Source organism: Pantoea dispersa, assembly GCF_014155765.1.
Taxonomy (GTDB): domain Bacteria; phylum Pseudomonadota; class Gammaproteobacteria; order Enterobacterales; family Enterobacteriaceae; genus Pantoea; species Pantoea dispersa.
In genome coordinates this window covers 665,781-691,092 of the sequence record NZ_SCKT01000003.1, presented here as the reverse complement: position 1 = coordinate 691,092, position 25,312 = coordinate 665,781, and the positions used below count along the sequence as shown (strand labels likewise).

Genomic DNA, 25,312 nt, shown 5'->3' with positions numbered 1-25,312 from the left:
CAGACCAGAAGAGAGACGCTCAATAGCGGTACCCAGAGAAGCCTGAGACTTGGACAGGTTGTTTTGCGTGGTCAGCGACAATGTGTTGGTATTGATAACGGCCATGATAAATTCCTTGAGTCAATGAGTTGAGATTCTATCGGGCTTTTGGCCCGGGGCCATTCAGCTTGCTTTGGTTATCGTCGGTACCTGAGAAAACCTTAGCTATTTTTTTAAACCCCGAAAACAGGCCCTTATCCCTTCTTTATTTGCCTCATTGTTTTTTTATATTTTGTCTAATATTTTTCCGCTCACTGCCGATACCCTCCTCAGTGATTATCCACCTATAAAGGATTACAACATGGCAAGTGTAAGTAACCTCAATGCTGGTAATAGCCTGGGTTTGAGCGATCTGTATGACCAGCTTGAAACGGCAGAAAAAGCCAACCTGACGCCAATTACAAATCAGCAAACCTCTTATAAAGCCAAGCTGACAGCATGGGGCGTCGTGCAAACGGCACTGGCGAAAGTCCAGACAGCTGCCGCTGCGCTCAAAGACACGTCTGCAATTGCCTCAACAAAAGTCAGTAGCACCAATACCGCGTTCACCGCCACGCTGGCCAATGATGCGGCGGCCGGTAACTTTTCGGTTGAAGTCACCCAACTGGCTAAAGCGCAGTCGCTGCTGTCGAAAAGCGCGACCAGTAAAGATGGCGATTTAGGCGATTCCAGCCTCGCCTCGCGCACCATCACCATTACGCAACCGGGTCAGAAAGACCCAATGACCATCACGCTGAGCAAAGATCAAACCAGCCTGACGGACATTAAAGATGCGATTAACAAACAGCAGGGCAGCGTTACCGCCAGTATCATCAAATCCGATGACAATACCTATTATCTGGCCCTGACCTCGCGTGATACCGGCACCACCAATGAGATGACGGTTTCTACCGATGACAGCGCCCTGGCGCAGTATATTGGTTTTACCAAAGGTGGCAGCAGCAATGGTATGACGGAGCAGGTGGAAGCGGCCGATGCCAAACTGAGCATTAATGGCGTCGCCATCACCCGCAGCAGCAACATCATTACTGATGCGCCGGAAGGCGTCACGCTGAACCTGACCAAAACCAACACCGGCAGCCCGGAGACCTTATCCGTCACCAAGGATAATGCGCCGATGATCGCCGCGGTGCAGGCTTACGTTGACGCGTACAACTCGCTGCAGACCACCATCAGTAACCAGACCAAATACACCGCCGTGGATCAGGGCAGTACCTCGCAGGACTCCAGCAATGGCGATCTGTTAGGTGATGGCACGCTGCGTAACATTCAGACCAGCCTGCGCTCCAAGCTGTCCACCAGTGCCCAAAGCGGCGGCAGTATTTCCCTGCTGTCACAGATCGGCATTACCCAGGATGTGAATGGCAAGCTGACCGTCGACAGCACCAAACTTAACAAAGCGCTGGATGAAAAATCGGCGGATGTGGTCAGTTTCCTGTCCGGTGACGGCAAAACCACCGGCTTTGCGACGCAAACCAGTAACTATCTGGATCAGATTTTAGGCAGCAATGGCTCTGTACAGAACGCCACTGACGGCATCAATAAAACGCTGAAGAAACTGTCTGACGATTACGATCGGGTAAACGCACAGATTACCGCCACTATGGCGCGCTACAAGACCCAGTTCACGAACCTGAATACGCTGGTCTCATCCATGACCCAGACCCAGAACTATCTGACGCAGCAGTTCGCGAACATGAGCAGTTAACAGGAGTTAAATATGTACGCTAAATCGGGAACGCAGGCCTACGCACAGGTCGGTCTGGAAAGTGCCGTGTTAAGCGCCAGCCCACATCAGCTGGTGGTTTTACTGTTTGATGGCGCACTCAGCGCCATGAAGAAAGCCACCATTCTGATGGATCAGGGCGACATTCCCGGTAAAGGCCAGGCGCTGTCGAAAGCCATTAATATCATTACTAATGGCTTACGCGCCGGGCTGAATCATGAAGCCGGTGGAGAGATTTCTGCCAATCTGGATAATCTTTACGAGTACATGACCCGCCGTCTGCTGGAAGCCAACCTGCACAACGATCCGGCAGCGATTGCGGAAGTCGAGCGCTTGCTGAGCAACATTGCCGACGCGTGGAAACAAATTGGTCCACACGCCGTTCAGGAAGCGTAACCATGACTTCAGATAGCGACCTGCTGCAGGGGTATCAGCGTTTGCTCAGCCTGAGTAATCAGATGTTGAAACAGGCGCGCCAGGGGCACTGGGATGATTTAGTGGCCAGTGAGGCAGCTTACGTGAGCAGCGTTACGCACGTAGCGCGCGACCGTGATACCTCCGCCCTGCCTGCTGCGCTGCGTGTCCAGTTACGGCCCATGCTGAAGCAGGTGATGGACAATGAGCTTGAGATTAAGCAGTTGATGGCGACCCGCATGGAAGAGCTGCGTTCGCTGGTCCAGCAAACCACGCAGCAACAGAAAGTCACCAACGCTTATGGTCGTTTTTCCAGTCAGGTGCTTTATCCCAGCGATTTATAATCCTATCTGTCAGGGAGACGCTGTTCTCCCTGGATTCTTACCGCCCCCGCCATGCTAAGCGTTTAATTACCCCCTTAAACTGAGCCTTATTACCGCCTTGAATGATGGCAACTGTGGCACATTTAACGCAGACCTTTTCAGCCTTGCCGGCTGTATTCTCTCTTTATAAGGCAACGACATGCTCGATATCGCGGATTTAAAAGTTTTTTTTCAGGAGCCTGAAATACAGCAGCTCATCGATGACACCTGGGATAAGGTCGGTGATGCTCTGGCACAGGCGCAGGCAGAATTACCGGCAGAACTGGCCATGGCGCGCCGTGAGCTCTCTTTCCATAGCCATGTAAAATGCCTGGGTTATCTTTGCTGGTTACTCGAGCATAATAATGTAGCGGGTGACATCATTGAAATCGGCGTGTGGAAAGGGAAATCGACGGCTTTCATGAATGAGATTTGCCAGCATAAACGTCGCATTATCAGCATCGATCCCATGGAGCTGGCAAATCAGGAAAGTGAGCTGCGCTTTTATCACGAAAAGCTGTTTCCCCAGGTTAATCTCATCCGTGGCTACTCTGAATTAAGTATTGAGCGGGTGCAGGCCCTTAATCCGCGTACCGTATTACTGCATATTGACGGCGGACACGAAGGCCGCCATGTATTGCTCGATTTCCTGTTATATTCGCCCACCCTGGTGCAAGGCGGCTTTATCGTCTTTGACGATTATCGCGATCACCAGTATTCACCGCAGGTCGGTCCTGCTGTGGATTTATTACGGGCGGGTGGCTATTTTAATGGGTTCGATGTGATTGGCAGTTTGCCCGGCTTTGAAAACAGCTATTTATTGCAGAAGCGATAACCGTTCCAGCCTGATGAAATGTCCTCTCCCGCAGTCGGGAGAGGAAGAAAAGCATTTCAGCTCTGTCCCTTATTTCTCTGCCGTGACCGGCCTGAGAATCTGCGGCTCAATATCCTGAATCACCGCATCGCCAGGACGCTTTGCCACTTCGTCCAGCGCCTGCTGGCACTCGACGGTTGGGCGATCCACTTTACGCAGCGTCAGGCCATCGTAGTGCAGCTCACCGTTTTCCAGCGTGAGCGGCATCACGCGCGCCTGGCGGTTAACGTTGACCCAATCATCATCCAGACGCGTCAGCTTGCCCGGTTTGGCAATCACCCGCTGCCACTGGCGGCAGTCAAGGGTAGCGCCATCAGCGCTAACGATCAGGCTGGCCATAGCCTCGCTGCTGATCAGCTTGCTCTGCGGCCCCATCGTCTGCCAGTTACCCTGCAGTTCCAGCGGTGCCGGGGTTTTTACCGCTTCGTCATAACTGTTGATTTGCGCACAGCCGCTCAGCGCCAGCGCGGCCAGTACCATCCACTTTTTCATCTTCGGTCCCTACACTCGCATCAATGGCGGCTACGTTATAATGTTTTCCCGGCGTGACGCAAGGTATCTGCGGTGGAATCCCCCTTCTCTTTCTCCGGCGCCCTCAAGCTGTTCAACTCTTCGCCGATAACCTGATGTGAAGTCTAAAGCACCTGCACCCATAACAATATTGACGACTTACTCACCCTGGTTTCGGAGAACGCTGTTATGCGATTGACCCTTCGCGCACGTCTGGCTGCGATTGTCAGCCTGCTGTGCCTGTTACTGATTATTGCTGCCGTCTGGGGAATTATCGGCCTGCGCGCTGCCGATCAGCGCGCGCAAAATGCCTATCAGAACGAACTGCTCCCGCTGCAATACTCTTCACGCCTGTACCGCATGGTGCAGGAGCAATCCGCTACCCTGTTCGATGCGCTGCGCTACTGGACCGACAGCAGTGAAGTGGAAAAACGCCTCGCGCGCATTGCGCAGTACGGTCAGCAAATCAACGCCGATCGCCATACCTGGCAGCAGCTGGCGTTTGATGCGCAGACCAAACCGCTCAGCCAGCGCTTCCTGACCCATCTCGACGGCTGGCAGGGTGCACTGCATGAAGCCGGTGAGCTGCTGAAAGGCGGTAACCCGTCCGCCGCACTGGTGGTCATTGAAACCCGCCTGCGCAGCGGCAGCCAGTTGCTGCAGCAGGACATTGACCAGCTGGATACGCTGATGCGGCAGCATGCGCAGACGGCCTGGCAGCAGGGCAACCGCGACTACCTGCTGGCACGCAATAGCCTGATCGCCATCCTGCTGTTGGGCCTGAGCCTGGCGCTGGTCTCCGGCTGGCTGCTGATCCGCTCGATTAACCGTTCCATCGCCCAGGCGCGCGAGCTGGCGGATGCCATTGCTGGCGGCGAGCTCAATCACCGTATCGGTACGGTAACGCGCGATGAGATGGGTGAACTGATGCAGGCGCTGCTGCGCATGGATGTGCGGCTGGCCGAAATCGTGCGCGAGGTGGGCGAAAGTGCCCATGCACTGAGCGATGCGGCACGCCAGATGGCGGATGGCAACGACGATCTGTCGGAGCGCACCCACGCGCAGGCCAGTTCGCTGGAGCAGACTGCGGCCAGCATGGAGCAGATGACCGCCACGGTGAAACACAACGCGGACAACGCCGCACAGGCCAACGAGCTGGCAAGCGATGTGCGCCATCAGGCCGAGCGCGGCAGCGGTGTACTGCGCGACGCGGTGAGTGCGATGGAGGAGATTGAATCCTCCAGCAAGCGCATCGCGGATATCAACCGCGTAATTGATGAAATCGCCTTCCAGACCAACCTGCTGGCACTGAATGCGGCGGTGGAAGCGGCGCGCGCCGGGGAACAGGGACGCGGCTTCGCGGTGGTGGCGTCAGAGGTGCGACAGCTGGCGCAGCGTTCGGCCGGTGCAGCACAGGAGATCAAAGCGCTAATCGATGCCAGCGTGGGTAAAGTCGAAGCCGGCAGCGCGCTGGTGCAGCGCTCTGGCGAGATGCTCAACGACATCAATCACGGCGTGGCGCGCATGGTGGATATCGTTGGCGAGATCGCCGTGGCCAGCCGCCAGCAATCCAGCGGTATCGAGCAGGTGAACACCGCAGTAATCCAGATGGACGGCGCCACCCAGCAGAATGCATCGCTGGTGCAACAGGCCAGCGCGGCCAGCCAGACGGTGAGCCAGCATGCCGGTTTGCTGGTGGAAAAAATGGCGTTCTTCCGCCTGCAGCAGCCATAAGGAGCCGCCATGAAGCGTACCATAATCGCGCTGCTGGCCGCGCTGCCGCTGCTCAGCCAGGCCGCCACCACGCTCAATATCGCCACCATTGCCAATGGTGACATGACTATCATGCAGCAGCTGTCGAGCCGTTACGAACAGCAGCATCCGGACGTGAAACTACAATGGCACGTGATGGATGATGGCGCCCTGCGCCAGGCAGTGCTGGCAGCCATGAACAGCGGTGATGCAAAATTTGATGTGATTACCGTGGGTACCTATGAAGCGCCGCTGTGGGGTAAAAAAGGCTGGCTGGCGCCGCTCAATAACCTGCCGCCAGAGTATGACAGCGACGATCTGCTGACGCCGGTGCGCAAAGCACTGTCCTGGCAGCAAACGCTGTACGCGCTACCGTTTTACGGGGAAAGCAGCATGACCTATTACCGTAAAGATCTGTTTGCGGCGAAAGGCCTGACCATGCCGGACGATCCCGACTGGACCGACATCAAAAATTTCGCGGCGAAACTCACCGATCCTCAGCACGGTATCTATGGCCTGTGCCTGCGCGGCCAGCCCGGCTGGGGCGATAACGTGGCCCTGCTCACCACCATGGCCAACGCCTATGGTGCGCAGTGGTTTGACGATCGCTGGCAGCCAACGCTGAATTCGCCAGAGTGGCGTGAGGTATTGACCGATTATCTGGCGATGGTGAAACAGGACGGTCCGCCGGATACGGCCAGCAATAGCTTTGGCCAGATCCTGCGTCTTACCGCACAGGGAAAATGCGCGATGTGGATCGACAGTACCGTCGCCGCCGGGCTGCTGATTAACCCGCAGATCTCGCTGGTGGCGGACAAGCTGGCGTTTGCCCCGGCGCCGGGCGGCATTACGCGCAACGGCTCGCACTGGCTGTGGTCGTGGGCGCTGGCGGTACCGGCTAACTCACCGCAGCGCGCCGCGGCCGTGGACTTCATCAGCTGGGCGACCTCGCGGCAGTATATTCAGCAGGTCGCGGATACCGTCGGCTGGGGAGCGGTGCCACCCGGCAGCCGCAACTCCACCTACCAGCAGCCAAACTACCAGCGCCTGGCGCCTTACGCCGCTCAGGTGCGCAGCGCGATTGAATCCGCCACCGTCGATCAACCGACATTGAACACCGTACCTTACACCGGTGTGCAGTACGTCAGTATTGCTGGCTTTGATCAGATGGGTAACGCCGTCGGGCAGAATCTGGCGGCGCTGCTGCAGGGCAAGCTGACGGTGGACCAAACGCTGGAAAAAAATCAGCAGGACGTGACGCGCCTGCAGGTCGCACAGCAGTAAACATTCGGGGTTCCTGACAAGTCGCCGTGTGCGGGTTACACTAACGCGCAATTTGACCGGCAGGAACCCCCGAATGAAAACCCCTGAAGAGTATTACGCCCTGGCTCGCAGCCTGTTTTTCACCGCCCACCCTGATTTTCAGTCCGCGCTGGATGAACTGAGTGAGAGTGATGCGCGCGCCGCCAATATGTCCCTGCGTGAACTGCGCGCGTGGCACGCCGAGCGCATCTATGCCGCGTTTCTGCGTCAGAAGAAGCTCGACGGCATGCTGTTCTCCATCCAGCTGGCGGAACCGGATAAAGCGGTTGCTGCACAAGCGATTGAAACCTATCTGAAATCTCACGCGGAAGCACTGGGTATGACGTGGGAAGAGTTCTGTATTAAGAACGAGTTATAAGCGATGCACTGATAAAAAGGCGATCGGAGAGAAATTTCCGGGGAAAAAGTTGTACAAGGTGGGAAAAGTTGTATAACTTAATACTCACGACGACTGTCGTCGATTGTCCTTGAACGAAAGGTGCTATTGCACCGCCTCTGGAGGTGTTGCTGGATTTCCACCTCCAGAGGTTCGATTTTTTGCGTGCACCCTCTGCTTTTGCCCGCTTTGTTCCCCTGTCGTTGCATCTTTACGCCGCGCTGTTTCACCCGTATGAAAATAATTGCCGCCCTGCCGCTTGTCACTGGTTTTATTTACAGTAATATGACGCTCCCACTTTGATTACTGGAATGCCCTGATGTTTGTGGAGCTGATTTACGACAAGCGCAACGTAGCCGGATTACCGGGCGCGCGCGAAATGATTTTGCAGGAGCTGGAGAAGCGCGTGCAGCGCGTCTTTCCGGATCTGGAGGTGCGGGTTAAGCCGATGGAGCGTAACGCCATCGAAACCGATATGAGTAAAAACGACAAGGCGACGATTGCGCGTATTGTTGAAGAGATGTTCGATGAAGCCGAGATGTGGCTGGTGGCCGATTAGGCCACCAGCAGCCGCGCTTAGCTTTCCTGCTCGCTGTGATTGATGGCGATTTCCAGATCCTGAATCGCCTGATCGATATCATCCAGCAGCTGTCCCTGCTTGTTGATCAGCGTATCAAAACGCGTGGCGTACTCTTTATCCTTATACTCCCCGGCATCAAAGGCCAGCCAGTGGCTGGAAAGCGTCTCAGTGTTGGTCTGCGCATAGTGACGCATCTCTTTTAGCTGTGAGGTGACATCACGCAGGTAGTCAGTTTTGGTTTTGATTGCCTCTGTATCACTCATGCTATTTTCCTTTTTGCTGATAAAGCCAGTTAAAATAACGCCTGAGCAATTAAAGTTAGCAGATAATAGCGAAGCCGCCTGCAGAATTATCTTAACTTAGTCTCCATTCGTGGCTGATTGCGATGAATTGAAGTCAGATTTAGCGCTTTTCTTCCGCTACAGACTGTTGCCTTCACACCTATAATGGCACACCAGCCCCGATCATCCGGAGAATGCACTGTGTCGACTGAACCTTTCAATCCTGGTTATTACACCGAACATGAGCTGAATAGTTTCGGCTTCAAACACGTCGGCAGGCAGGTCATGGTGGCCAAAAATTGCACCATTATTGGCCTGCACAATATCACTCTTGGCGATCACGTGCGCATCGACGGATTCTCGACCCTCGTGGCTGCCGGCGATGGGTATCTGACGCTTGGCTCCTACATTCATATTGGCGGTTACTGCGCCATACTGGCAGGTGCCGGTGTGGAAATGGAGGATTTCTCGGGGCTTTCGCAGGGCGTAAAAATCTACTCGAAAAGTGATGACTACAGTGGGGAATTCATGACCAATCCCACCGTGCCTGCCCACCTGACCGGCGTCACCTCGGGGAAAGTGGTGCTGGGCCGACATGTTATCGTCGGTTCGCAATCCATTATTATGCCAGGCCTTACGCTGGCAGAGGGAACGGCGGTAGGCGCAAATTCACTGATAACGCGCGATACCGAAGCGTGGTCGATCTACTTCGGCTCGCCCGCTAAAAAGATTAACAGCCGGCAGCGAAACCCGCTGGAACTGGAAAAGCAGATCACGCGACCGAACAGGTGATCAGGGCATCCCTGCCCGTCTGAATTACAGATACTTCTTCGCCAGCGCAATCAGTTCATCCTTCGCGGCGCTGCCCAGCTTCAGCACGCCCTGTTCAACAAAGCTGAAAGCCTGGACAAAGTCCTTCACCCCGGCGCTGATATCCTGCGCCACCGCATCGCTGGCGGCGGTCGCAGCAGCCGGCGCGTCGGGGGCAGCAACCGGGGCGGCGGCCTGCGCGTTGCGCACGCCAGGCGTGGCTGCCGCCGAGGCGCCTGCGCTGGCCGAGCCGTTCGCCAGCGTATCCTGCGTTGCCAGCTGCTGATCGAGATCGACCGGAGCATCCGCATGAAACGGTTGCTCAGCGCTGGCGGGCGCTGCCGGTTGCGCAGCTGGCGTTGCGACTGCCGGCGTTGCGGCTGCCGGCGGCGTCGCTGGCTGGGCAACGCTGTCAGCTGCGCTGTCAGCGGCAGCCGGCGCGCTGGCCGTTTCGTTGGCAAAACTCTCCAGCGGTGACAATTCCTGTTGCGCCGCAGTGCTGGTTGGGTTGATGACAGTTTGATCGCTCATAATTTTCTCCTTATTGCTAAAAAAAGACCGCAGTTGCTGCAAACGGACTGCGATCCGCTCAGTAATACGCATCAGGTCCTCCTTAGCGCCGCGGCTGTGGCGCGGTTTGCTGACCGGCCGGCGGCGTGGAGGGCGTTGAGGTGTGGCTGGTGCTGCGCGGCGGCTGGGCATCCAGCTTTTTCTGCAGCTCAACCAGCTGGCTGGTCAGTTCGGCGACCTTTGCTTCGCGTCGATCAGAGATCGCCCGGTACTGCTGGCGAATCTCCTCCACGCGCCGGTTGGCGTCGTTATTGACGTAAAGAAACAGAATGGTCATCGCCACACACAGCAGCGATAACAGCATCAGCAGGCCACCCAGCATCAAATGACGGCGGTGGCTTCGCACCAGCAGTTCACTGTTTATCTGCACCATCGCGGTTCTCCTCCAGAGTGGTGATCAATTGATTAATCTGGCTGCGAAACTTATCGCTGTGCTCGGCTTCAGTGGTCGCCAGCAGGATACCGAGTGCGTTCTTGATCAAACGCAGATCGGTCTCCAGCGATGAGATACGCCGCAGGTTTTTGTCGTGACGGATACGCAGTTCATCGTTTTCCTGGCGCATCAGCGCATGGCTCTCCTTGAGAAGCAGCACCTGCTCTTTGTAGCTGGTGATGATCTCGCCGCCCGCGCGATTGCTGGTGACGATTGACGCGATCCCCGCCATCAGGGGTTTCCAGAACACCGCTGCCGCGCCACCGCCAAGCAGCAGTGCGCCTACGCTGGTGACCAAACTACTCTCCATGCCCTACCTCTCTCACCTGGCGAGGGTTAGCCGGACACCCCGCTGACCTCCCTCGCCAGTATCACGGCCAGCGGCATATTTAAGTTTACTTTAAATAATGATTTTAAGTATACTTAAGTCAAGCCTGGAGGAGTTGTCAAGATGATGAAAAAAGAATCTGGTGGTGAGCGCATTCGCCAGCGCCGTAAGGCACTGAAATTAACGCAGCAGGCGCTGGCCAATGGCATTGGCGTGTCGCACGTTGCGGTTTCGCAGTGGGAGAAAGAAGAGACGGTGCCGCGCGGTGAGCATCTGCTGCGGCTGGCGGAATTGCTGCAGTGTAGCGCGGCGTGGATTATTGATGGCGACGGTCAGCCGTTTGCCAGTACGCACGCTTCCCCCGCTCTCACTGCCGTGCCGCTGGTCACGCTGGTGCAGGCTGCGGACTGGCTGAATGAGCAGCGACTCCAGTGGCAGCAGCAGGCTGTCCGCTTTCTTTACAGTGACGAAGCACTGAGCGACGGTGCGCTGGCGGTTACGCTGGAAGATGACGCCATGAACCCGGCGTATCGCGCCGGCGACCGGTTGATCTTTGATCCGCAACGCGTGCCCCAGCCGGGCGATGTGGTGCTGGCACGGGTAGACGACGTCGCGATGGTGCGAATTATTCGGATGCACGACGAGCAAATTTTCTCGTTACGGCCGCTGAACGAAGATTTTCCCGTGCAGCAGAGTCAGAAAAGTACGCTGGAACTGATTGGCACGCTGGTGGAAATGCGGCGGCGCGGCAGCCGCTGAAGCAGCAAAAAACCCGCCACGCGGCGGGTCAAATCCAACAAAAGACTACGGCAAAAATCACAACGTGTCGGTGAGATGATCGACGACCACCCTTCCCTCGGGATCGGTTTGCGTTATACGGTAACTGACGCGGTAAGAGCGGCGGTTACTCAGTTTATCGAACCGCGCCACGCTGCCCTTGTGCTCACCGTTGGCACCGACAATATGCCATTCGGTGACATCTTCCTGTCCACGGTTGTGCAGGCGTAACAAGCTCTGCTCAATTAAACGATCGCTTTCATCAATCTTCAAATAATCACGCAACATCTTTATCACCTCCGGTTAACCCGGCTAACGATACGCTTTTCATTTATCCTTTCAATCGAATTTATTTATCGTTAACCTCGCTGACCAGCGGTTGAGTAAAAATTCCACCTGACGTGCCCTGCCAGCCGCTTCGGTTAAGTGGAATTTAATAAAATAGTTAACGATTACGCGTCTAAGCGCTGGACAGATCCTGCCGTCTGGCTGTTAATGTAAGGCAAAATAACGATAGCGCCGGACAATCTCATGCTGACTACCATCCTTTACCGCAGCCACCTCTATGATCACGTTCCCATCAAAACGCTGGAGGATATGGTTGGCAAAGCCAATAAGAAAAACGAAGTTTCAGATGTCACCGGCATTCTGTTGTTTGATGGACGACATTTCTTCCAGCTGCTTGAAGGGCCCGATCAGGCCGTTCAGGGCATTTACGACCGTATCTGCCGCGACGCCCGCCATCACAATCTGGTGGAGCTGATGCATGACTTCGCGCCAGCCCGGCGCTTTGGTAACGTCGGAATGGAGCTGTTTGACCTGCGCGAGCACGACAAATCCAGCGTGCTGCAGGCGGTGCTGGATAAAGGCACTTCGCGTTACCAGCTCACCTATGACGACCGTGCACTGCAGTTCCTGCGTACCTTCGTTGAGGCGCGGGAAAAAGAGAACTATTTCGAGATCCCGCCGGCGAATACCTGGGAATTTATTACTGATGCGGAAAGCCAGCGTCAGCTGGAGAGTCTGCAGCACTATGTACAGGATTGCCGGTTTGCGTTTCAGCCGATTGTTGATCCCTTTTCGCGGCGTATTACGGCCTATGAAGCGCTGATTCGCACGCCGGACGGCGGTTCACCGCAGGAATACTTCTCTGCGTTTGGCGGCGATGCGATTTACCACGCCGATATTCAATCCAAAAGTCTGGCCTTCAACCTGGCGAAAAATCTCGGCCTCGGCGAGCAGACGCTGACCATCAATCTGCTGCCAATGTCGCTGGTCACCGTCCCGAATGCGGTGGATTTCCTGTTGCAGGAAATCGCGGCCAACGGTCTGGTACCGGAGCAGATCGTGGTGGAAGTGACGGAGAATGAAATCATCTCGCGTGCCGAAGAGTTTACGGCAGAAGTAAGAAAACTTAAGGCGGCGGGTATCAGCCTGGCGCTGGATGACTTTGGTGCCGGGTTTGCGGGTTTGTCGCTGCTGTCTAAATTCCAGCCGGATAAGATCAAAATCGATCGGGAAATCATCAGTGACGTGCACAAAAGCGGCCCAAAACAGGCGATTGTGCATGCCATTATTAAGTGCTGCGCTTCGCTGGAGATCGCGGTGATTGCTGAAGGCGTGGAGAAAGCCGAGGAGTGGATGTGGCTGGAAGCGGTCGGTGTCAGTCAATTCCAGGGCTATCTGTTTGCCCGCCCACAGTTTAATGGTTTCCCGGCAGTAGCCTGGCCGGAGATTAAGTAACCGGCAAAGCTGACCGCCGTAACGGCGGTCACAGGCTTAACACTCAGTCTCACGCGCCGGTTCTTCCAGCCGTTCACTCAGCACTACGTACTTCATCATCTCAAAGGTACGCTGCGTCATTGGCACCGCGCTGCACGGGCGAAACCAGCCAAACTGCTTCTGGTACAGCCACACTTCCGGATAGCGCTCGCCATCTTTAATCCAGTAATAACCATCATTCATAGGTTTGCCCAGCGGCCTGCGCCGCGAATCAGACATTCATGCGTGCCCGATAAAGTGATACGCCCTCTGGCGTAATGAGTAACCCTGCTTGCATGAAAGCTTACTCCAGCTAAATACTGTAGCAGAGAATAGAGGCAATTGTGCATTTCACGCTGGGCTTATTCAGGCAGGAAACGAGACGCGAAGAGAATAAATGCCCCTAAGCTAAGGGGCGAAACAAACAGGCAACTAAACGTCCGTGTTTCGGCAATGGAGTGGAGTACGACAGACACAGGTTTCAGGAAGCGATATCGTCAGGCGTGCGCTGAACAATAAGTTCCAGTGCCTGGCGATAAATATCCAGCTGAACCACGTCATGTTCAGACTCTAATCGCTCCAGCAGCGCCAGAATAATATCTTTATTGCTCACACGCAGTTTCACCGCCGCCAGCTGTTTGTAAATCAGCGCGATGACCTCTTTTTCACTGGCATATTCTGAACCCGCGTGCTGGAAATATTCTGACAATTGAGACTCTGCTGACGTCGATGCATTCTGTTTCATAACAAGCCTCATCGGGTAAGCTGCAGTGCAAACTGCAGTGATTAATCGGTTACTCAGGTTAAATTTTTGAATCAGCACAGGTAAAAAAGCAGCCTCTGAAAGTGGAAATCCACAACACCTTCAGAGGCGATGCAAAGCATCATTCGTTACGTGTGACTGACTGCCACAAGCGAGAAGTTATACAAAGATGGAAAACTTGTACAACAATTTAGTTAGCATTTCGTGTGGTCAGAGGAGATTTGCACAATAATTTCGCCATTCTCTTCAACAATAAATCACCATTTTCGCAGGAAAAATCATGCAGTTAACCTGAATAAAATATCAGACGCTGTGCTAAGCCTCTCTTTCTGCTCAACAAAATTATTTTTACTCCTTGCTGACGCGTGCACTTCTATACAGCCCCCATAAACTTGTACAACTTTGCAAAACTGTACAATTTAGCCGTTCTGCGTGTAGAGTGTGAAAACGATTATGGTCGCCAGAAACGGCCAGCGATCAGCTAAAATTCATCACAACAAAACCCTGCTGGAGAGAAAGATGAAACAACACGAAACCAACAAGGAGCGTAAAAACGAGGGCGAGGTACACAAGGGTTTACCGGAAGCCGCGCCGCATGCAGGTAATGCTTATGAGGAAGATGATCATCCAGCCCATGATGATGCTCGTGAGCACGGCGAAATCCCGCGTACACGCGATGACAGTCAGGATGACAAAAAAGATCCTTATCAGGATCAGTAAAATACCTTCGATGATATCTGGACCGACCCACCGGATGTTATTTTCGCGGCCGCTGACTGCTGGCGTTAATAAGCGAAGCGGCAACCGAGATTGATCATTGAGTTTAATTAAGACATTATTTTGCGGAAATTAGAGAAGGCGTGCCTTCATTCATTTCTGGAGAGCACTGATGGATACGGGTTTTTACTGGGTAGGCAGCAGCACAACTGAGCCTGAGGTATGGTACTGGGATGCTGGACGCGGTTTTTATCGCCCGATGGAGCCGATACCGCTTTCTCTGCCTCGTTTTAAATCTGCCGGTTTTAAACTTCTCAGTGGCAAACTGACGCCACCGGAAGAGGTGCAATCTGCTTAGGTTTTCGTCTGCAGGTGAGAATATTGTCAGTTACGCTGTTAAGCGCAGCGTAGCTGAACTATATTCCTGTGAGGAGGACATGATAATGCAGGAAGGATTTTATTGGGTGCAGCGCGGCGCAGAACAGCCAGAAGTCTGGTTTTTCTCAACCAGTGGAGAAGGTGCCTGGTTCGAACCCACCAAAAACGATGCCATCAGCAAGCAACGCTTCGCTGAACAGGGCTACAGGGCGATCAGCGAAAAACTGTCACTGCCCTGACCCTGACGAAACCGCCTCTCTCAGGCGGTTTTTTATTGCGCGCCGCTAGACCTGCATGCTCATGATCTCGCTGTAGGCATTCACCAGCTTGTTACGCACCTGAATCCCCATCTGCATCGAAATCGACGATTTCTGCAGATCGACCATCACATCATTCAACTGGATGCCCGGTTTACCCAGCTCAAAATCCTGCGCCTGACTGCGCGCAGCGGTCTGGGTGGCGCTGATTTTATCCAGCGCGGCTTTCATGGTGGCACCAAAATCGAGCTGACTGGCGGACTCGGTCGGTTTGCCACTGGCCTGCAGTGACGTCAGCTGCAGCTGCTGCAGTACGCCATCAATTGCCTGAATTGACATTGCCTGTACCTCATAGATGAAGGGTTCTTTTTTTCACGGAGGAAAAGTTAACACACTGTCAATAGGACAAAGGCGCTAAATGACTGCAAAAAACCCGGCTTATCCAGCCATCGAAGTGACACGATTCATCAAATAATGCCAGGCATTAGATTGGAATTTCATTTTTTCCCCTACCCCGTCGGCCAGCTACACGGCATCAACGGGCGGGGATGCGTATCAGGGAGTCAGTTTTGTCACCTACATACACCCGGTCAATTATGTCAGGCAGGAATTGGTCATGAATGCGAGTGCAGCCGCCACACAGGATACAGCAAAGAAAGGCTTTAATGACCTTCTCGCCCGCCTGCGCGCAAATCCGCGTATTCCATTAATCGTTGCTGCCGCGGCCGCTATCGCCGTGGTTCTGGCGCTGGTGCTGTGGGCCAAAGCGCCCGACTATCGCGTTCTCTATAACAACCTCTCTGATGAGGATGGCGGCGCGATTGTTACCCAGCTCACCCAGATGAACATCCCTTACCAGTTCGCTGAAAACGGCGGCGCCCTGATGGTGCCCGCCGATAAAGTGCATGAGCTGCGTCTGCGCCTTGCCCAGCAGGGACTGCCGAAAGGGGGTTCGGTAGGCTTTGAACTGATGGATAAAGAGAAGTTTGGTATCAGCCAGTTCAGTGAGCAGATTAACTACCAGCGTGCGCTGGAAGGTGAGCTGGCGCGCACCATCGAAACGCTCGGACCGGTGAAGAGCGCGCGCGTGCATCTGGCGATGCCAAAACCGACGCTGTTCGTGCGCGAGCAAAAATCTCCGTCTGCCTCAGTAACGCTGAACCTGCAACCGGGCCGTGCGCTGGATGAAGGCCAGATTCAGGCGATTCAGCACATGGTCTCCAGCAGCGTGGCCGGTCTGCCACCAGGCAATGTGACCGTGGTCGATCAGGCGGGTCGCCTGCTGACGCGCTCCGACAGCGAAGGCCGCGATCTTAATGATGCCCAGCTGAAATACGCCTCCGAAGTGGAAGCACGCTATCAGCAGCGCATTGAAGCCATTCTGAATCCGATTCTCGGTCAGGGTAATGTGCATGCGCAGGTGACCGCGCAGATTAACTTTGACCGCAGCGAGCAGACGGACGAGAAGTATCAGCCGAATGCGAACCCGAATAACACGGCGATTCGCTCACGCCAGACCAGCACCAGCGATCAGAACGGCAGCCCGTATCCGGGCGGCGTGCCGGGTGCGCTGTCGAATCAGCCTGCGCCGGCCAATACCGCGCCGGTCACCAACCCGCAGCAGCAGAACAATAACAACGCTAACGGCCAGCAGAACAACAACGCGCAGAATGCCGGCACCTCGACCAGCACCGCGCAGAGCAGCAGCCCGAGCAGCTCCAGCCGCAACGATACGGTGAACTACGAGCTGGATCGCACCATTCGTCACACCAAACTCAACGTCGGTGACGTGCAGCGCCTGTCGGTCGCCGTGGTGGTCAACTACCGCGATGACGGCAAAGGCAAAGCGGTGGCGCTGAACGATCAGCAGATTAAGCAGATTGAAGATCTGACCCGCGAAGCGATGGGCTATTCGCAAACGCGTGGCGACAGCGTCAACGTGGTGAACTCGCAGTTCAACACCACCGAGCCAACCGGCGGCGACCTGCCCTTCTGGCAGCAGCAGTCGTTCTTTGATCAGCTGATGACCGCCGGTCGCTGGCTGCTGGTGGCACTGGTTGCCTTCATCCTCTACCGCAAAATGGTGCGTCCGCAGCTGCTGCGTAAGCGTGAAGCCGAGAAAGCCGCCGCCGAAGCCGCCGCTGCCCGTGCTGCCGCGCGTGAGGAAGAAGCCGCTTACAGCGTCCAGATCAACAAAGACGAGCTGGACCAGGAGCGCAAATCTAACAACCGCATGAGCGCCGAGGTGATGAGCCAGCGCATCCGCGATATGTCTGAAAACGATCCGCGCGTTGTGGCGCTGGTTATCCGCGAATGGATGAGTAACGAACTATGAGTCTGACCGGTACTGAAAAGAGCGCCATTCTGATGATGACCATTGGCGAAGAGCGTGCGGCGGAGGTGTTCAAACACCTCAACCAGCGTGAGGTGCAGCACCTCAGCGCCGCGATGGCCAGCATGAAACAGATTTCGCACAAGCAGCTGACCGAAGTGCTGCGCGAGTTCGAAACCGATGCCGAACAGTTTGCTGCGCTGAGCCTCAACTCCAACGACTACCTGCGTTCGGTGTTGATCAAGGCGCTGGGCGAAGAGCGCGCCTCCAGCCTGCTGGAGGACATCCTCGAAACGCGCGAAACCACCAGCGGCATGGAAACCCTCAACTTTATGGAACCGCAGGCGGCGGCAGATCTGATCCGCGACGAGCACCCGCAGATTATCGCCACCATTCTGGTGCACCTGAAGCGCGGCCAGGCGGCGGATATTCTGGCGCTGTTCGACGAGCGTCTGCGCCACGATGTGATGCTGCGTATCGCCACCTTCGGCGGCGTACAGCCGGCGGCGCTGGCAGAGCTGACCGAAGTACTCAACGGCCTGCTGGATGGCACCAACCTCAAGCGCGCGAAGATGGGCGGCGTAAGAACCGCAGCGGAAATCATCAACCTGATGAAAACCCAGCAGGAAGAAGCGGTTATCGAAGCAGTACGCGACTTCGATGGCGAGCTGGCACAGAAGATTATCGACGAGATGTTCCTGTTCGAAAACCTGGTGGAAGTGGACGACCGCAGCATCCAGCGTCTGCTGCAGGAAGTGGAGTCCGAGCAGCTGCTGATTGCCCTGAAAGGCGCCGAGCAGCCGCTGCGCGAGAAATTCCTCAAAAACATGTCGGCGCGCGCCGCCGATATCCTGCGCGACGATCTCGCCAACCGTGGCCCGGTCCGTATGTCCGCGGTGGAGAACGAACAGAAAGCGATCCTGCTTATCGTGCGCCGTCTGGCGGAAGCAGGCGAGATGGTAATTGGTGGTGGCGAGGAAACCTATGTCTGATGCCTTTTCCGCCCGTGCATGGCAGCGCTGGCAGCCTGATGATTTAGGCGCGCCGCAGCCGCCTGAGCCTGAACTGCTGCTGGCAGAGGAGCCGGACAGCGACCTCGTGCTGAGCGAGGAAGATGAACAGCAGCAGCAGCTGGAACGTCTGCAGCAGCAGATGCGTAAAGATGCGCAGACGCAGGGCTACAGCGAAGGTTATCAAAAAGGCTTCGCCGAAGCGCAGCAAAACGGCTATGACGCCGGGTTCCAGCAGGGACTGGCCGATGCCCAGCAGCAGCAGGCTCCGTTACAGGCGCGTATGCAGCAGCTGGTCACCGAGTTTCATCACACGCTGGAAGCGCTGGATAGCGTGATTGCGTCGCGCCTGATGCAGCTGGCGCTGGAAGCGGCGCGCACGGTGATTGGCCAGGCAACGCAGGTGGATGGCAGCGCCCTGCTGCGCCAGATCCAGCAGCTGATTCAGCAGGAGCCAATGTTCAGTGGCAAACCGCAGCTGCGCGTGCACCCGGACGATCTGCAGCGCGTTGAGCAGACGCTGGGCCCAACGCTCGATTTACATGGCTGGCGTTTGCTGGCCGACAGTTCGCTGCATACCGGCGGCTGTAAACTCAGCGCCGAAGACGGCGATCTGGATGCCAGCGTCGCCACGCGCTGGCAGGAGCTGTGCCGTCTGGCGGCACCGGGAGCATTCTGATGACGTCACGCCTTTCGCGCTGGCTGGGCGCGCTCGACAGTTTTGAAGACCGCATCAGTCAGGTGCAGACGGTGCGCCGCTATGGCCGCCTGACGCGCGCCACCGGTCTGGTACTGGAAGCCACCGGCCTGCAGCTGCCGCTGGGCGCCACCTGCATTATTGAGCGCCACGACAACGGCACGATTACCGAAGTGGAAAGCGAAGTGGTCGGCTTCAACGGCCAGAAACTGTTTCTGATGCCGCTGGAAGAGGTCGATGGCATTCTGCCCGGCGCGCGCGTGTATGCCCGCGTGCACGGCGATCACAGCGGTAAACAGCTGCTGCTGGGGCCGGAGCTACTCGGCCGCGTGCTGGACGGCAGCGGCAAACCGCTGGATGGCCTGCCCGCGCCGGAAACCGGCTACCGCGCGCCGCTGATCACCGCGCCGTTCAATCCGCTGCAGCGTACGCCGATCCACGATGTGCTGGATACCGGCGTGCGGGCGATCAACGCCCTGCTCACCGTGGGCCGCGGCCAGCGTATGGGGCTGTTTGCCGGCTCCGGCGTGGGGAAATCGGTGCTGCTCGGCATGATGGCGCGTTACACCAAAGCCGACGTCATCGTGGTGGGCCTGATTGGTGAACGTGGCCGCGAAGTTAAAGAGTTTATCGAGAACATTCTTGGCGCCGAAGGGCGCGCGCGCTCGGTGGTGATCGCCGCGCCGGCCGACGTTTCGCCGCTGTTGCGTATGCAGGGGGCCGCTTATGCCACGCGCATCGCCGAAGATTTCCGCGATCGCGGTCAGCACGTGCTGCTGATTATGGACTCCCTCACCCGCTACGCCATGGCGCAGCGTGAGATCGCGCTGGCGATCGGCGAGCCGCCGGCCACCAAAGGCTATCCGCCATCGGTGTTCGCGAAGCTGCCGGCGCTGGTAGAACGCGCCGGCAACGGCATTCACGGCGGCGGTTCAATCACCGCGTTCTATACCGTACTGACCGAAGGCGACGACCAGCAGGACCCGATTGCCGACTCGGCACGCGCTATTCTCGACGGCCACATCGTGCTGTCGCGTCGCCTGGCGGAGGCCGGTCACTATCCGGCCATTGATATTGAAGCGTCGATCAGCCGTGCCATGACCTCGCTGATTGATGAAACCCACTATGCGCGCGTGCGCCAGTTCAAGCAGTTGCTCTCCAGCTTTCAGCGTAACCGCGATCTGGTGAGCGTCGGCGCTTATGCCGCAGGTAGCGATCCGATGCTGGACCGGGCCATTAAGCTCTATCCGCAGATGGAAGCTTTCCTGCAGCAGGGCATTTTTGAACGCAGCGATTATGACGATGCCTGTCTGCACCTGCAGGCGATGTTCGGCTAACGCCGCCCGACTTGAGGTAACGCGATGAAGACAGCCAATGCGATTGATACGCTGCGCGACCTGGCGGAGCAGGATCTGGAACAGGCGGTGATCCACCTCGGCGACATGCGTCGCGGTCAGCAGCAGGCCGATCAGCAGCTCAGCATGCTGCTCGATTACCAGGATGAGTACCGTAATAAGCTCAATCAGGATATGTCCGGCGGCATCGCCAGCACGCGCTGGAGCAATTATCACCAGTTTATTCAGACGCTGGAAAAAGCCATCGAACAGCATCGCCAGCAGCTTAATCAGTGGAACCAGCGGCTGGAACAGGCGCTGAGCAACTGGCGTGAAAAGCATAAGAAGCTGAATGCCTATCAGACGCTGATTACCCGCGCGGAAGAGAACGCATTACGACAGGAAAGCCGTCTCGATCAGAAACGGATGGATGAATTTGCCCAACGGGCCGCATTGAGGAAAGGCGAATGAACACGCTGCCAACACTGCTGACACAGCTTGCTAAAACCGGCAAAGCACAACCTTCATCGGCAGTGGACAATCTGTCCGCTGCTGACACCCTGCCGCAGGGATTTATTACTGAGCTGGGCAACCGCCTGCTGACGCTGGTTAGGCAGCAGGGAAATGGCGCGCAATCCGCTGATCTGGCGGCAGAAATTGACGCGAAAAACGTCACAAAAGCGTCATTAAGCGCCCTGCTGCAGGCACTGGACAAACCAGAGGCGTTAAACGCACTTTTACAGCCGGAAAACACTAAAGCCGGACTGAAATCAGCCGATGATAATGACAAGCGCGCAGCAAGTTCGTTAACTGCCAGCGACTTACAGAATGTGCAGGCGCTGTTTGCTATGTTGCCAGCGGTGGTCGAAAACCGCAGCAGCCCGCCAGCGGATAACAGCACCGCGCTGGAAACCCGGGGTGAGGCGCGCACCAGCTTAAACGCTGCGTTACTTAACAGTTCGCTGCAAAGTGCGCTGAAAGAGGAACAGGCGAAGCCGGATGGCCAGCCATCGAAAGGCAGCGATGCGCTGACCAGCCTGACCGGCGTCAGCCATAGCCCGGTGCAGAGCGCGGCCGCCAGCGGCACGCCGGCCAGCAACAGCGGTATGACGCTGGATGAGAGTTTTCAGCAGGTGCTGAGCACGCTGAGCAAACCGGAAGAGCGGCGCGAGATGGTCAGCAGCCATGACAGCAGCGCGCCGGTCATCAGCAGCCCGCTGAGCAGTACCAGTCCGCTGGTCAGCACCACGGCCAGCACCAGCAGCGCGCCCTCCACGCCGATGCTGAATGCGCAGCTGGGCAGCAATGAGTGGCAGCAGGCGCTGAGCCAGCAGATTGTGATGTTCAGCCGTAACGGCCAGCAGAACGCCGAGTTACGTCTGCATCCGGAAGACCTCGGCGCGATACAGATCAGCCTGACGCTGGATAAAGATCAGGCACAGTTAACAATGGTTTCCAGCCACAGCCATGTGAGGGCCGCGCTGGAAGCGGCGCTCCCACAGCTGCGTACGGCGCTGGCGGAGAGCGGTATTAACCTGGGACAGAGTAACGTCAACAGCGACGCCTTCGCACAGGGCCAGAGTTATCAGGGCCAGCAGGAAGGACGTCGCGACGGCCAGTACGGCAGCTTTACCCTCTCCCAGGACAGTGACAACGAGATAACGCCTATTGCCGTCCCGGCAGCCCTCCAGGCGCGCGCGACCGGCAACGGCGCTGTCGATATCTTTGCCTGACAGCGACTAAACGCTGAAGGTAAGCGTAAAACCCGCGTCTTTTCTTCCCATTGTTTGACTTAAGACGCGGGATAATCTGTCCAGGTAAGCCGAGAGGCTTGCCCATAATTCACAGGAAGTAACTGCAAACATGTCTGATAACGCGAAAGCTAAAGGCCGCAAACGTTCATTACTAATTCCGGTGTTACTGATTGTAACGCTGGCCGCTTGCAGCGTGGCAGGCTATGCAGTCTGGCGAATGATGAATAAACACGAGGGTGACAAGCCGGAGGCTGCCAAAGTGGAGCCGCCGCCCGCCCCGGTATTTTTTGCAATGGATACGTTTACGGTTAACCTGGTCAATCCCGATAACGATCCCGATCGCGTGCTGTACGTAGGCTTTACCCTGCGTCTGCCGGATGAGGATACCCGTCGTCGGCTGAATGACTACCTGCCTGAGGTGCGCAGCCGTTTGCTGCTGCTGCTTTCACGTCAGAGCGCCAGCGCGCTGGCAACCGAGCAAGGCAAACAGGCCCTGGTTGAACAGATCAAACAGGTGCTGGCGCCACCGCTGGTAAAAGGTCAACCTGCGCAGGTAGTCAGTGACGTGCTGTTTACCGCCTTCATTTTGAGGTGACTTAATGGGCGATAGCATTCTCTCCCAGGCTGAGATTGACGCGCTGCTCAATGGCGACAGTGACAGTGCGGAAGTAGAGAACAGTTCCAAAGGGGCCGATGGCGATATCCGCCCCTATGATCCCAATACCCAGCGTCGCGTGGTGCGCGAGCGTCTGCAGGCGCTGGAGATCATCAATGAGCGTTTTGCCCGTCATTTCCGTATGGCGCTGTTCAACCTGCTGCGCCGCAGCCCGGATATCAGCGTTGGGGCAATCAAGATTCAGCCGTACCATGAGTTTGCCCGCAACCTGCCGGTGCCAACCAACCTGAACCTGATTCACCTGCAGCCGCTGCGGGGGACTGCGCTGGTGGTGTTCTCGCCGAGCCTGGTGTTTATCGCCGTGGATAACCTGTTTGGCGGCGACGGTCGTTTTCCGACCAAAGTGGAAGGCCGTGAGTTCACCCACACCGAGCAGCGCGTGATTCGCCGCATGCTCAAGCTGGCGCTGGAAGGCTACAGCGACGCATGGAAAGCCATTTATCCGCTGGAAGTGGAATATGTGCGTTCTGAAATGCAGGTGAAGTTCACCAACATCACCACCTCGCCGAACGATATCGTGGTCAACACGCCGTTCCAGGTGGAGATTGGCAACCTGGTGGGTGAGTTCAATATCTGTATTCCGTTTTCGATGATTGAGCCGCTGCGCGAGCTTCTGGTCAATCCACCGCTGGAGAACTCGCGTCAGGAAGATAACCACTGGCGCGACAATCTGGTGAAACAGGTGCAGCACTCGGAGCTGGAGCTGATTGCCCACTTCGCTGAAACGTCGCTGCGTCTGTCACGTATTTTGCAACTGAAACCTGGTGACGTCCTGCCCATTGAGAAGCCGGACCGCATCATTGCCCACGTCGACGGCGTACCGGTACTGACGAGCCAGTATGGCACGCTCAACGGCCAGTATGCGCTGCGTGTAGAACATCTGATTAACCCGATTTTGAATTCGCTGAATGAGGAACAGCCCAATGAGTGACAGCAAAAAACCGTCCGATGATATCTCTGCGGACGATCTGTGGGCTGAAGCGATGAACGAGCAGGCGGCGACCAGCAGTGCGGCGGAGCCAGGCGATAACGTATTTAAGTCGCTTGAGGCCAGCGCCGCCAGCGGCTCGCTGCAGGACATCGATCTGATCATGGATATCCCGGTCAAACTGACCGTGGAACTGGGCCGTACCAAGATGACCATCAAAGAGCTGCTGCGCCTGACGCAGGGTTCGGTGGTGGCGCTTGACGGCCTGGCCGGCGAGCCGCTGGACATCCTGATTAACGGCTATCTGATCGCCCAGGGTGAAGTGGTGGTGGTGAACGACAAATATGGCGTGCGCATCACCGACATTATTACCCCGTCCGAACGTATGCGTCGTCTGAGCCGCTAATCATGTTAAAAAACGCGCAAACCGTTCAGCCCGCTCACGCCCAGCCGGTGGTGTCCACCAGTTCGGTCGTTGGGCAAGTCAGCAGCGTGCTGGCGGTGATCGTGCTGCTGATTCTGGCCTGCGGCTGGCTGGCAAAACGCCTCGGCTTTGCGCCGAAAGCGGTGAGTGGCCAGGCGCTGAAAGTCAGCGCCAGCGTGCAGGTTGGCCGTCAGGAGCGGGTGGTGATTGTTGATACCGCCGATGCGCGTTTAGTGCTGGGCGTCACCGCTCAGCAGATCACGCATCTGCACTCGCTGCCGCCGCTGCCACCGGAAGCATCCCTGCCCGTCAGCGCGGCGCCGCAGGATTTTCGTCAGCTGTTTCAGAACCTGATTAAACGTCCCGGAAAACCCCAATGATGCGTCGATTGCTCCCTCTTCTGCCGCTGCTGATGCTGCTGGCACCGGCTGCCCATGCGCAGCTGCCGGGTTTGATCAGCCAGCCGCTGGCCAATGGCGGCCAGAGCTGGTCGCTGCCGGTGCAAACGCTGGTCTTCATTACCTCGCTGACCTTTATTCCGGCGGTGTTGCTGATGATGACCAGCTTCACCCGCATCATTATTGTGTTTGGTCTGCTGCGTAACGCCCTGGGCACGCCATCCGCGCCGCCGAATCAGGTGATGCTGGGTCTCGCGCTGTTTCTGACCTTCTTTATCATGGCGCCGACCTTCGACAAGATTTACACCGATGCCTATCTGCCGTTCAGCCAGGACAAAATCAGCATGGACGTGGCGATCGACAAAGGTGCCCAGCCGCTGCGTGAGTTCATGCTGCGCCAGACGCGCGAAGCCGACCTGGCCCTGTTCGCCCGTCTCGCCAACAGCGCGCCGATTCAGGGTCCGGAAGCGGTGCCGATGCGCATTCTGCTGCCCGCCTATGTCACCAGTGAGCTGAAAACCGCTTTCCAGATTGGTTTCACCGTCTTTATTCCGTTTCTGATCATCGACCTGGTGGTCGCCAGCGTACTGATGGCGCTGGGAATGATGATGGTGCCGCCGGCCACGATTTCGCTGCCGTTTAAGCTGATGCTGTTCGTGCTGGTGGATGGCTGGCAGCTGCTGGTGGGATCGCTGGCGCAAAGTTTTTACTCCTGAGTGGCTTTCCGC

General features: G+C 56.6%; 34 protein-coding genes and 1 pseudogene. 25 read left to right on the top strand and 10 right to left on the bottom strand.

The features are described from left to right. Positions 1–105: pseudogene (locus tag H7K56_RS13285) on the bottom strand (flagellin FliC); the annotation flags it as partial. A gap of 235 nt (positions 106–340) precedes the next feature. On the opposite strand from H7K56_RS13285, the gene fliD reads away from it, so the two are divergent. The 4 genes from fliD (at position 341) to H7K56_RS13265 (ending at position 3,376) form a co-directional block, all read left to right on the top strand. Continuing rightward, positions 341–1,747, top strand: coding sequence for a flagellar filament capping protein FliD (gene fliD / locus H7K56_RS13280; RefSeq protein WP_150361553.1), 1,407 nt, complete (start codon positions 341–343; stop codon positions 1,745–1,747). Between the two features lie 12 nt (positions 1,748–1,759). Beyond that, complete coding sequence (gene fliS / locus H7K56_RS13275) at positions 1,760–2,161, top strand: flagellar export chaperone FliS (protein WP_021509889.1); 402 nt, start codon at positions 1,760–1,762, stop codon at positions 2,159–2,161. Positions 2,162–2,163: 2 nt separating this feature from the next. Next, entirely contained in the window at positions 2,164–2,523 is a 360-nt protein-coding gene (gene fliT, locus H7K56_RS13270; protein WP_104093187.1) for a flagella biosynthesis regulatory protein FliT, read from the top strand. A gap of 178 nt (positions 2,524–2,701) precedes the next feature. Further along, entirely contained in the window at positions 2,702–3,376 is a 675-nt protein-coding gene (locus tag H7K56_RS13265) for a class I SAM-dependent methyltransferase (RefSeq protein ID WP_058757411.1), read from the top strand. Positions 3,377–3,445: 69 nt separating this feature from the next. Here H7K56_RS13265 and yedD read toward each other — a convergent pair whose 3' ends face one another. Then, entirely contained in the window at positions 3,446–3,907 is a 462-nt protein-coding gene (yedD, locus tag H7K56_RS13260) for a lipoprotein YedD (RefSeq protein ID WP_125311397.1), read from the bottom strand. 207 nt (positions 3,908–4,114) lie between these two features. On the opposite strand from yedD, the gene H7K56_RS13255 reads away from it, so the two are divergent. From H7K56_RS13255 to H7K56_RS13240, 4 genes are all read left to right on the top strand, one after another. After that, positions 4,115–5,659: a methyl-accepting chemotaxis protein gene (locus H7K56_RS13255; RefSeq protein WP_058757409.1), complete on the top strand. Its 1,545-nt coding sequence runs from the start codon at positions 4,115–4,117 to the stop codon at positions 5,657–5,659. A 9-nt stretch (positions 5,660–5,668) separates the two neighbouring features. Next, on the top strand, positions 5,669–6,961 hold the full coding sequence (locus H7K56_RS13250) for an ABC transporter substrate-binding protein (RefSeq protein ID WP_150361555.1): 1,293 nt from the start codon (positions 5,669–5,671) through the stop codon (positions 6,959–6,961). A gap of 73 nt (positions 6,962–7,034) precedes the next feature. Then, positions 7,035–7,358: a DUF6388 family protein gene (locus tag H7K56_RS13245; RefSeq protein WP_021509883.1), complete on the top strand. Its 324-nt coding sequence runs from the start codon at positions 7,035–7,037 to the stop codon at positions 7,356–7,358. A gap of 337 nt (positions 7,359–7,695) precedes the next feature. Then, positions 7,696–7,935, top strand: a complete 240-nt coding sequence (locus tag H7K56_RS13240; protein WP_021509882.1) for a DinI-like family protein — start codon at positions 7,696–7,698, stop codon at positions 7,933–7,935. 17 nt (positions 7,936–7,952) lie between these two features. Here the strand turns inward: H7K56_RS13240 and H7K56_RS13235 are convergent, their stop codons facing one another. Further along, complete coding sequence (locus H7K56_RS13235; protein ID WP_058757407.1) at positions 7,953–8,219, bottom strand: hypothetical protein; 267 nt, start codon at positions 8,217–8,219, stop codon at positions 7,953–7,955. 219 nt (positions 8,220–8,438) lie between these two features. Between H7K56_RS13235 and H7K56_RS13230 the strand changes: the two genes are divergently transcribed. Further along, positions 8,439–9,029, top strand: coding sequence for an acyltransferase (locus H7K56_RS13230; protein ID WP_249042759.1), 591 nt, complete (start codon positions 8,439–8,441; stop codon positions 9,027–9,029). Positions 9,030–9,053: 24 nt separating this feature from the next. On the opposite strand, the gene H7K56_RS13225 is transcribed toward H7K56_RS13230, so the two are convergent. The 3 genes from H7K56_RS13225 to H7K56_RS13215 all read right to left on the bottom strand — a co-directional run bounded on the left by H7K56_RS13225 (position 9,054) and on the right by H7K56_RS13215 (position 10,360). Further along, positions 9,054–9,578: a hypothetical protein gene (locus H7K56_RS13225; RefSeq protein ID WP_182689023.1), complete on the bottom strand. Its 525-nt coding sequence runs from the start codon at positions 9,576–9,578 to the stop codon at positions 9,054–9,056. Between the two features lie 82 nt (positions 9,579–9,660). Continuing rightward, positions 9,661–9,990 carry a hypothetical protein gene (locus tag H7K56_RS13220; RefSeq protein WP_248295873.1) on the bottom strand — a complete coding sequence of 110 codons (330 nt, stop codon included), beginning with the start codon at positions 9,988–9,990 and terminating at the stop codon, positions 9,661–9,663. Then, entirely contained in the window at positions 9,971–10,360 is a 390-nt protein-coding gene (locus H7K56_RS13215) for a hypothetical protein (RefSeq protein ID WP_031280179.1), read from the bottom strand. The genes H7K56_RS13220 and H7K56_RS13215 overlap by 20 nt, the downstream gene beginning before the upstream one ends. Positions 10,361–10,501: 141 nt before the next feature. Here H7K56_RS13215 and H7K56_RS13210 point away from each other — a divergent pair, with 141 nt between their 5' ends. Further along, complete coding sequence (locus H7K56_RS13210) at positions 10,502–11,137, top strand: S24 family peptidase (RefSeq protein WP_021509876.1); 636 nt, start codon at positions 10,502–10,504, stop codon at positions 11,135–11,137. A 57-nt stretch (positions 11,138–11,194) separates the two neighbouring features. On the opposite strand, the gene H7K56_RS13205 is transcribed toward H7K56_RS13210, so the two are convergent. Further along, positions 11,195–11,443, bottom strand: coding sequence for a hypothetical protein (locus H7K56_RS13205; protein ID WP_150361655.1), 249 nt, complete (start codon positions 11,441–11,443; stop codon positions 11,195–11,197). Positions 11,444–11,686: 243 nt separating this feature from the next. Here H7K56_RS13205 and H7K56_RS13200 point away from each other — a divergent pair, with 243 nt between their 5' ends. Continuing rightward, positions 11,687–12,898: a diguanylate phosphodiesterase gene (locus H7K56_RS13200; protein ID WP_058757401.1), complete on the top strand. Its 1,212-nt coding sequence runs from the start codon at positions 11,687–11,689 to the stop codon at positions 12,896–12,898. A gap of 36 nt (positions 12,899–12,934) precedes the next feature. Here H7K56_RS13200 and H7K56_RS13195 read toward each other — a convergent pair whose 3' ends face one another. After that, positions 12,935–13,156, bottom strand: coding sequence for a hypothetical protein (locus H7K56_RS13195; protein WP_150361654.1), 222 nt, complete (start codon positions 13,154–13,156; stop codon positions 12,935–12,937). A 241-nt stretch (positions 13,157–13,397) separates the two neighbouring features. Continuing rightward, on the bottom strand, positions 13,398–13,661 hold the full coding sequence (locus H7K56_RS13190) for a biofilm/acid-resistance regulator YmgB/AriR (protein WP_058757399.1): 264 nt from the start codon (positions 13,659–13,661) through the stop codon (positions 13,398–13,400). A gap of 537 nt (positions 13,662–14,198) precedes the next feature. Here H7K56_RS13190 and H7K56_RS13185 point away from each other — a divergent pair. From H7K56_RS13185 to H7K56_RS13175, 3 genes are all read left to right on the top strand, one after another. After that, positions 14,199–14,399 (top strand): hypothetical protein, encoded by a 201-nt coding sequence (locus H7K56_RS13185; RefSeq protein ID WP_058757398.1) that lies wholly within the window; start codon positions 14,199–14,201, stop codon positions 14,397–14,399. Positions 14,400–14,568: 169 nt separating this feature from the next. Beyond that, positions 14,569–14,754, top strand: coding sequence for a hypothetical protein (locus H7K56_RS13180; protein ID WP_150361653.1), 186 nt, complete (start codon positions 14,569–14,571; stop codon positions 14,752–14,754). Positions 14,755–14,839: 85 nt separating this feature from the next. Further along, complete coding sequence (locus tag H7K56_RS13175) at positions 14,840–15,013, top strand: hypothetical protein (RefSeq protein ID WP_158252668.1); 174 nt, start codon at positions 14,840–14,842, stop codon at positions 15,011–15,013. 45 nt (positions 15,014–15,058) lie between these two features. Here H7K56_RS13175 and fliE read toward each other — a convergent pair whose 3' ends face one another. Then, entirely contained in the window at positions 15,059–15,370 is a 312-nt protein-coding gene (gene fliE / locus H7K56_RS13170; protein ID WP_021509871.1) for a flagellar hook-basal body complex protein FliE, read from the bottom strand. Between the two features lie 277 nt (positions 15,371–15,647). On the opposite strand from fliE, the gene fliF reads away from it, so the two are divergent. From fliF to fliP, 11 genes are all read left to right on the top strand, one after another. Further along, entirely contained in the window at positions 15,648–17,366 is a 1,719-nt protein-coding gene (gene fliF, locus H7K56_RS13165) for a flagellar basal-body MS-ring/collar protein FliF (RefSeq protein ID WP_150361652.1), read from the top strand. Next, entirely contained in the window at positions 17,363–18,355 is a 993-nt protein-coding gene (gene fliG, locus H7K56_RS13160) for a flagellar motor switch protein FliG (protein WP_021509869.1), read from the top strand. The genes fliF and fliG overlap by 4 nt, the downstream gene beginning before the upstream one ends. Beyond that, complete coding sequence (gene fliH, locus H7K56_RS13155) at positions 18,348–19,052, top strand: flagellar assembly protein FliH (RefSeq protein ID WP_150361651.1); 705 nt, start codon at positions 18,348–18,350, stop codon at positions 19,050–19,052. The genes fliG and fliH overlap by 8 nt, the downstream gene beginning before the upstream one ends. Beyond that, positions 19,052–20,407: a flagellar protein export ATPase FliI gene (gene fliI / locus H7K56_RS13150; protein WP_021509867.1), complete on the top strand. Its 1,356-nt coding sequence runs from the start codon at positions 19,052–19,054 to the stop codon at positions 20,405–20,407. The genes fliH and fliI overlap by 1 nt, the downstream gene beginning before the upstream one ends. A gap of 24 nt (positions 20,408–20,431) precedes the next feature. Continuing rightward, a complete protein-coding gene (fliJ, locus tag H7K56_RS13145; protein WP_021509866.1) occupies positions 20,432–20,875 on the top strand; it encodes a flagellar export protein FliJ in 444 nt (147 codons plus the stop codon). Continuing rightward, positions 20,872–22,137, top strand: coding sequence for a flagellar hook-length control protein FliK (locus H7K56_RS13140; protein WP_150361650.1), 1,266 nt, complete (start codon positions 20,872–20,874; stop codon positions 22,135–22,137). Before fliJ ends, H7K56_RS13140 begins: the two co-directional genes overlap by 4 nt. A gap of 130 nt (positions 22,138–22,267) precedes the next feature. Continuing rightward, positions 22,268–22,753: a flagellar basal body-associated protein FliL gene (fliL, locus tag H7K56_RS13135; protein ID WP_021509864.1), complete on the top strand. Its 486-nt coding sequence runs from the start codon at positions 22,268–22,270 to the stop codon at positions 22,751–22,753. 4 nt (positions 22,754–22,757) lie between these two features. Next, entirely contained in the window at positions 22,758–23,765 is a 1,008-nt protein-coding gene (gene fliM, locus H7K56_RS13130) for a flagellar motor switch protein FliM (RefSeq protein WP_021509863.1), read from the top strand. Then, the gene (gene fliN, locus H7K56_RS13125) at positions 23,758–24,168 is read left to right on the top strand and encodes a flagellar motor switch protein FliN (RefSeq protein WP_021509862.1); all 411 of its coding nucleotides are present in this window, start codon (positions 23,758–23,760) and stop codon (positions 24,166–24,168) included. Before fliM ends, fliN begins: the two co-directional genes overlap by 8 nt. Positions 24,169–24,170: 2 nt before the next feature. Then, a complete protein-coding gene (fliO, locus tag H7K56_RS13120) occupies positions 24,171–24,566 on the top strand; it encodes a flagellar biosynthetic protein FliO (protein WP_150361649.1) in 396 nt (131 codons plus the stop codon). Next, positions 24,566–25,300, top strand: coding sequence for a flagellar type III secretion system pore protein FliP (gene fliP, locus H7K56_RS13115; RefSeq protein ID WP_031280176.1), 735 nt, complete (start codon positions 24,566–24,568; stop codon positions 25,298–25,300). Before fliO ends, fliP begins: the two co-directional genes overlap by 1 nt. Positions 25,301–25,312: the final 12 nt, after the last annotated feature.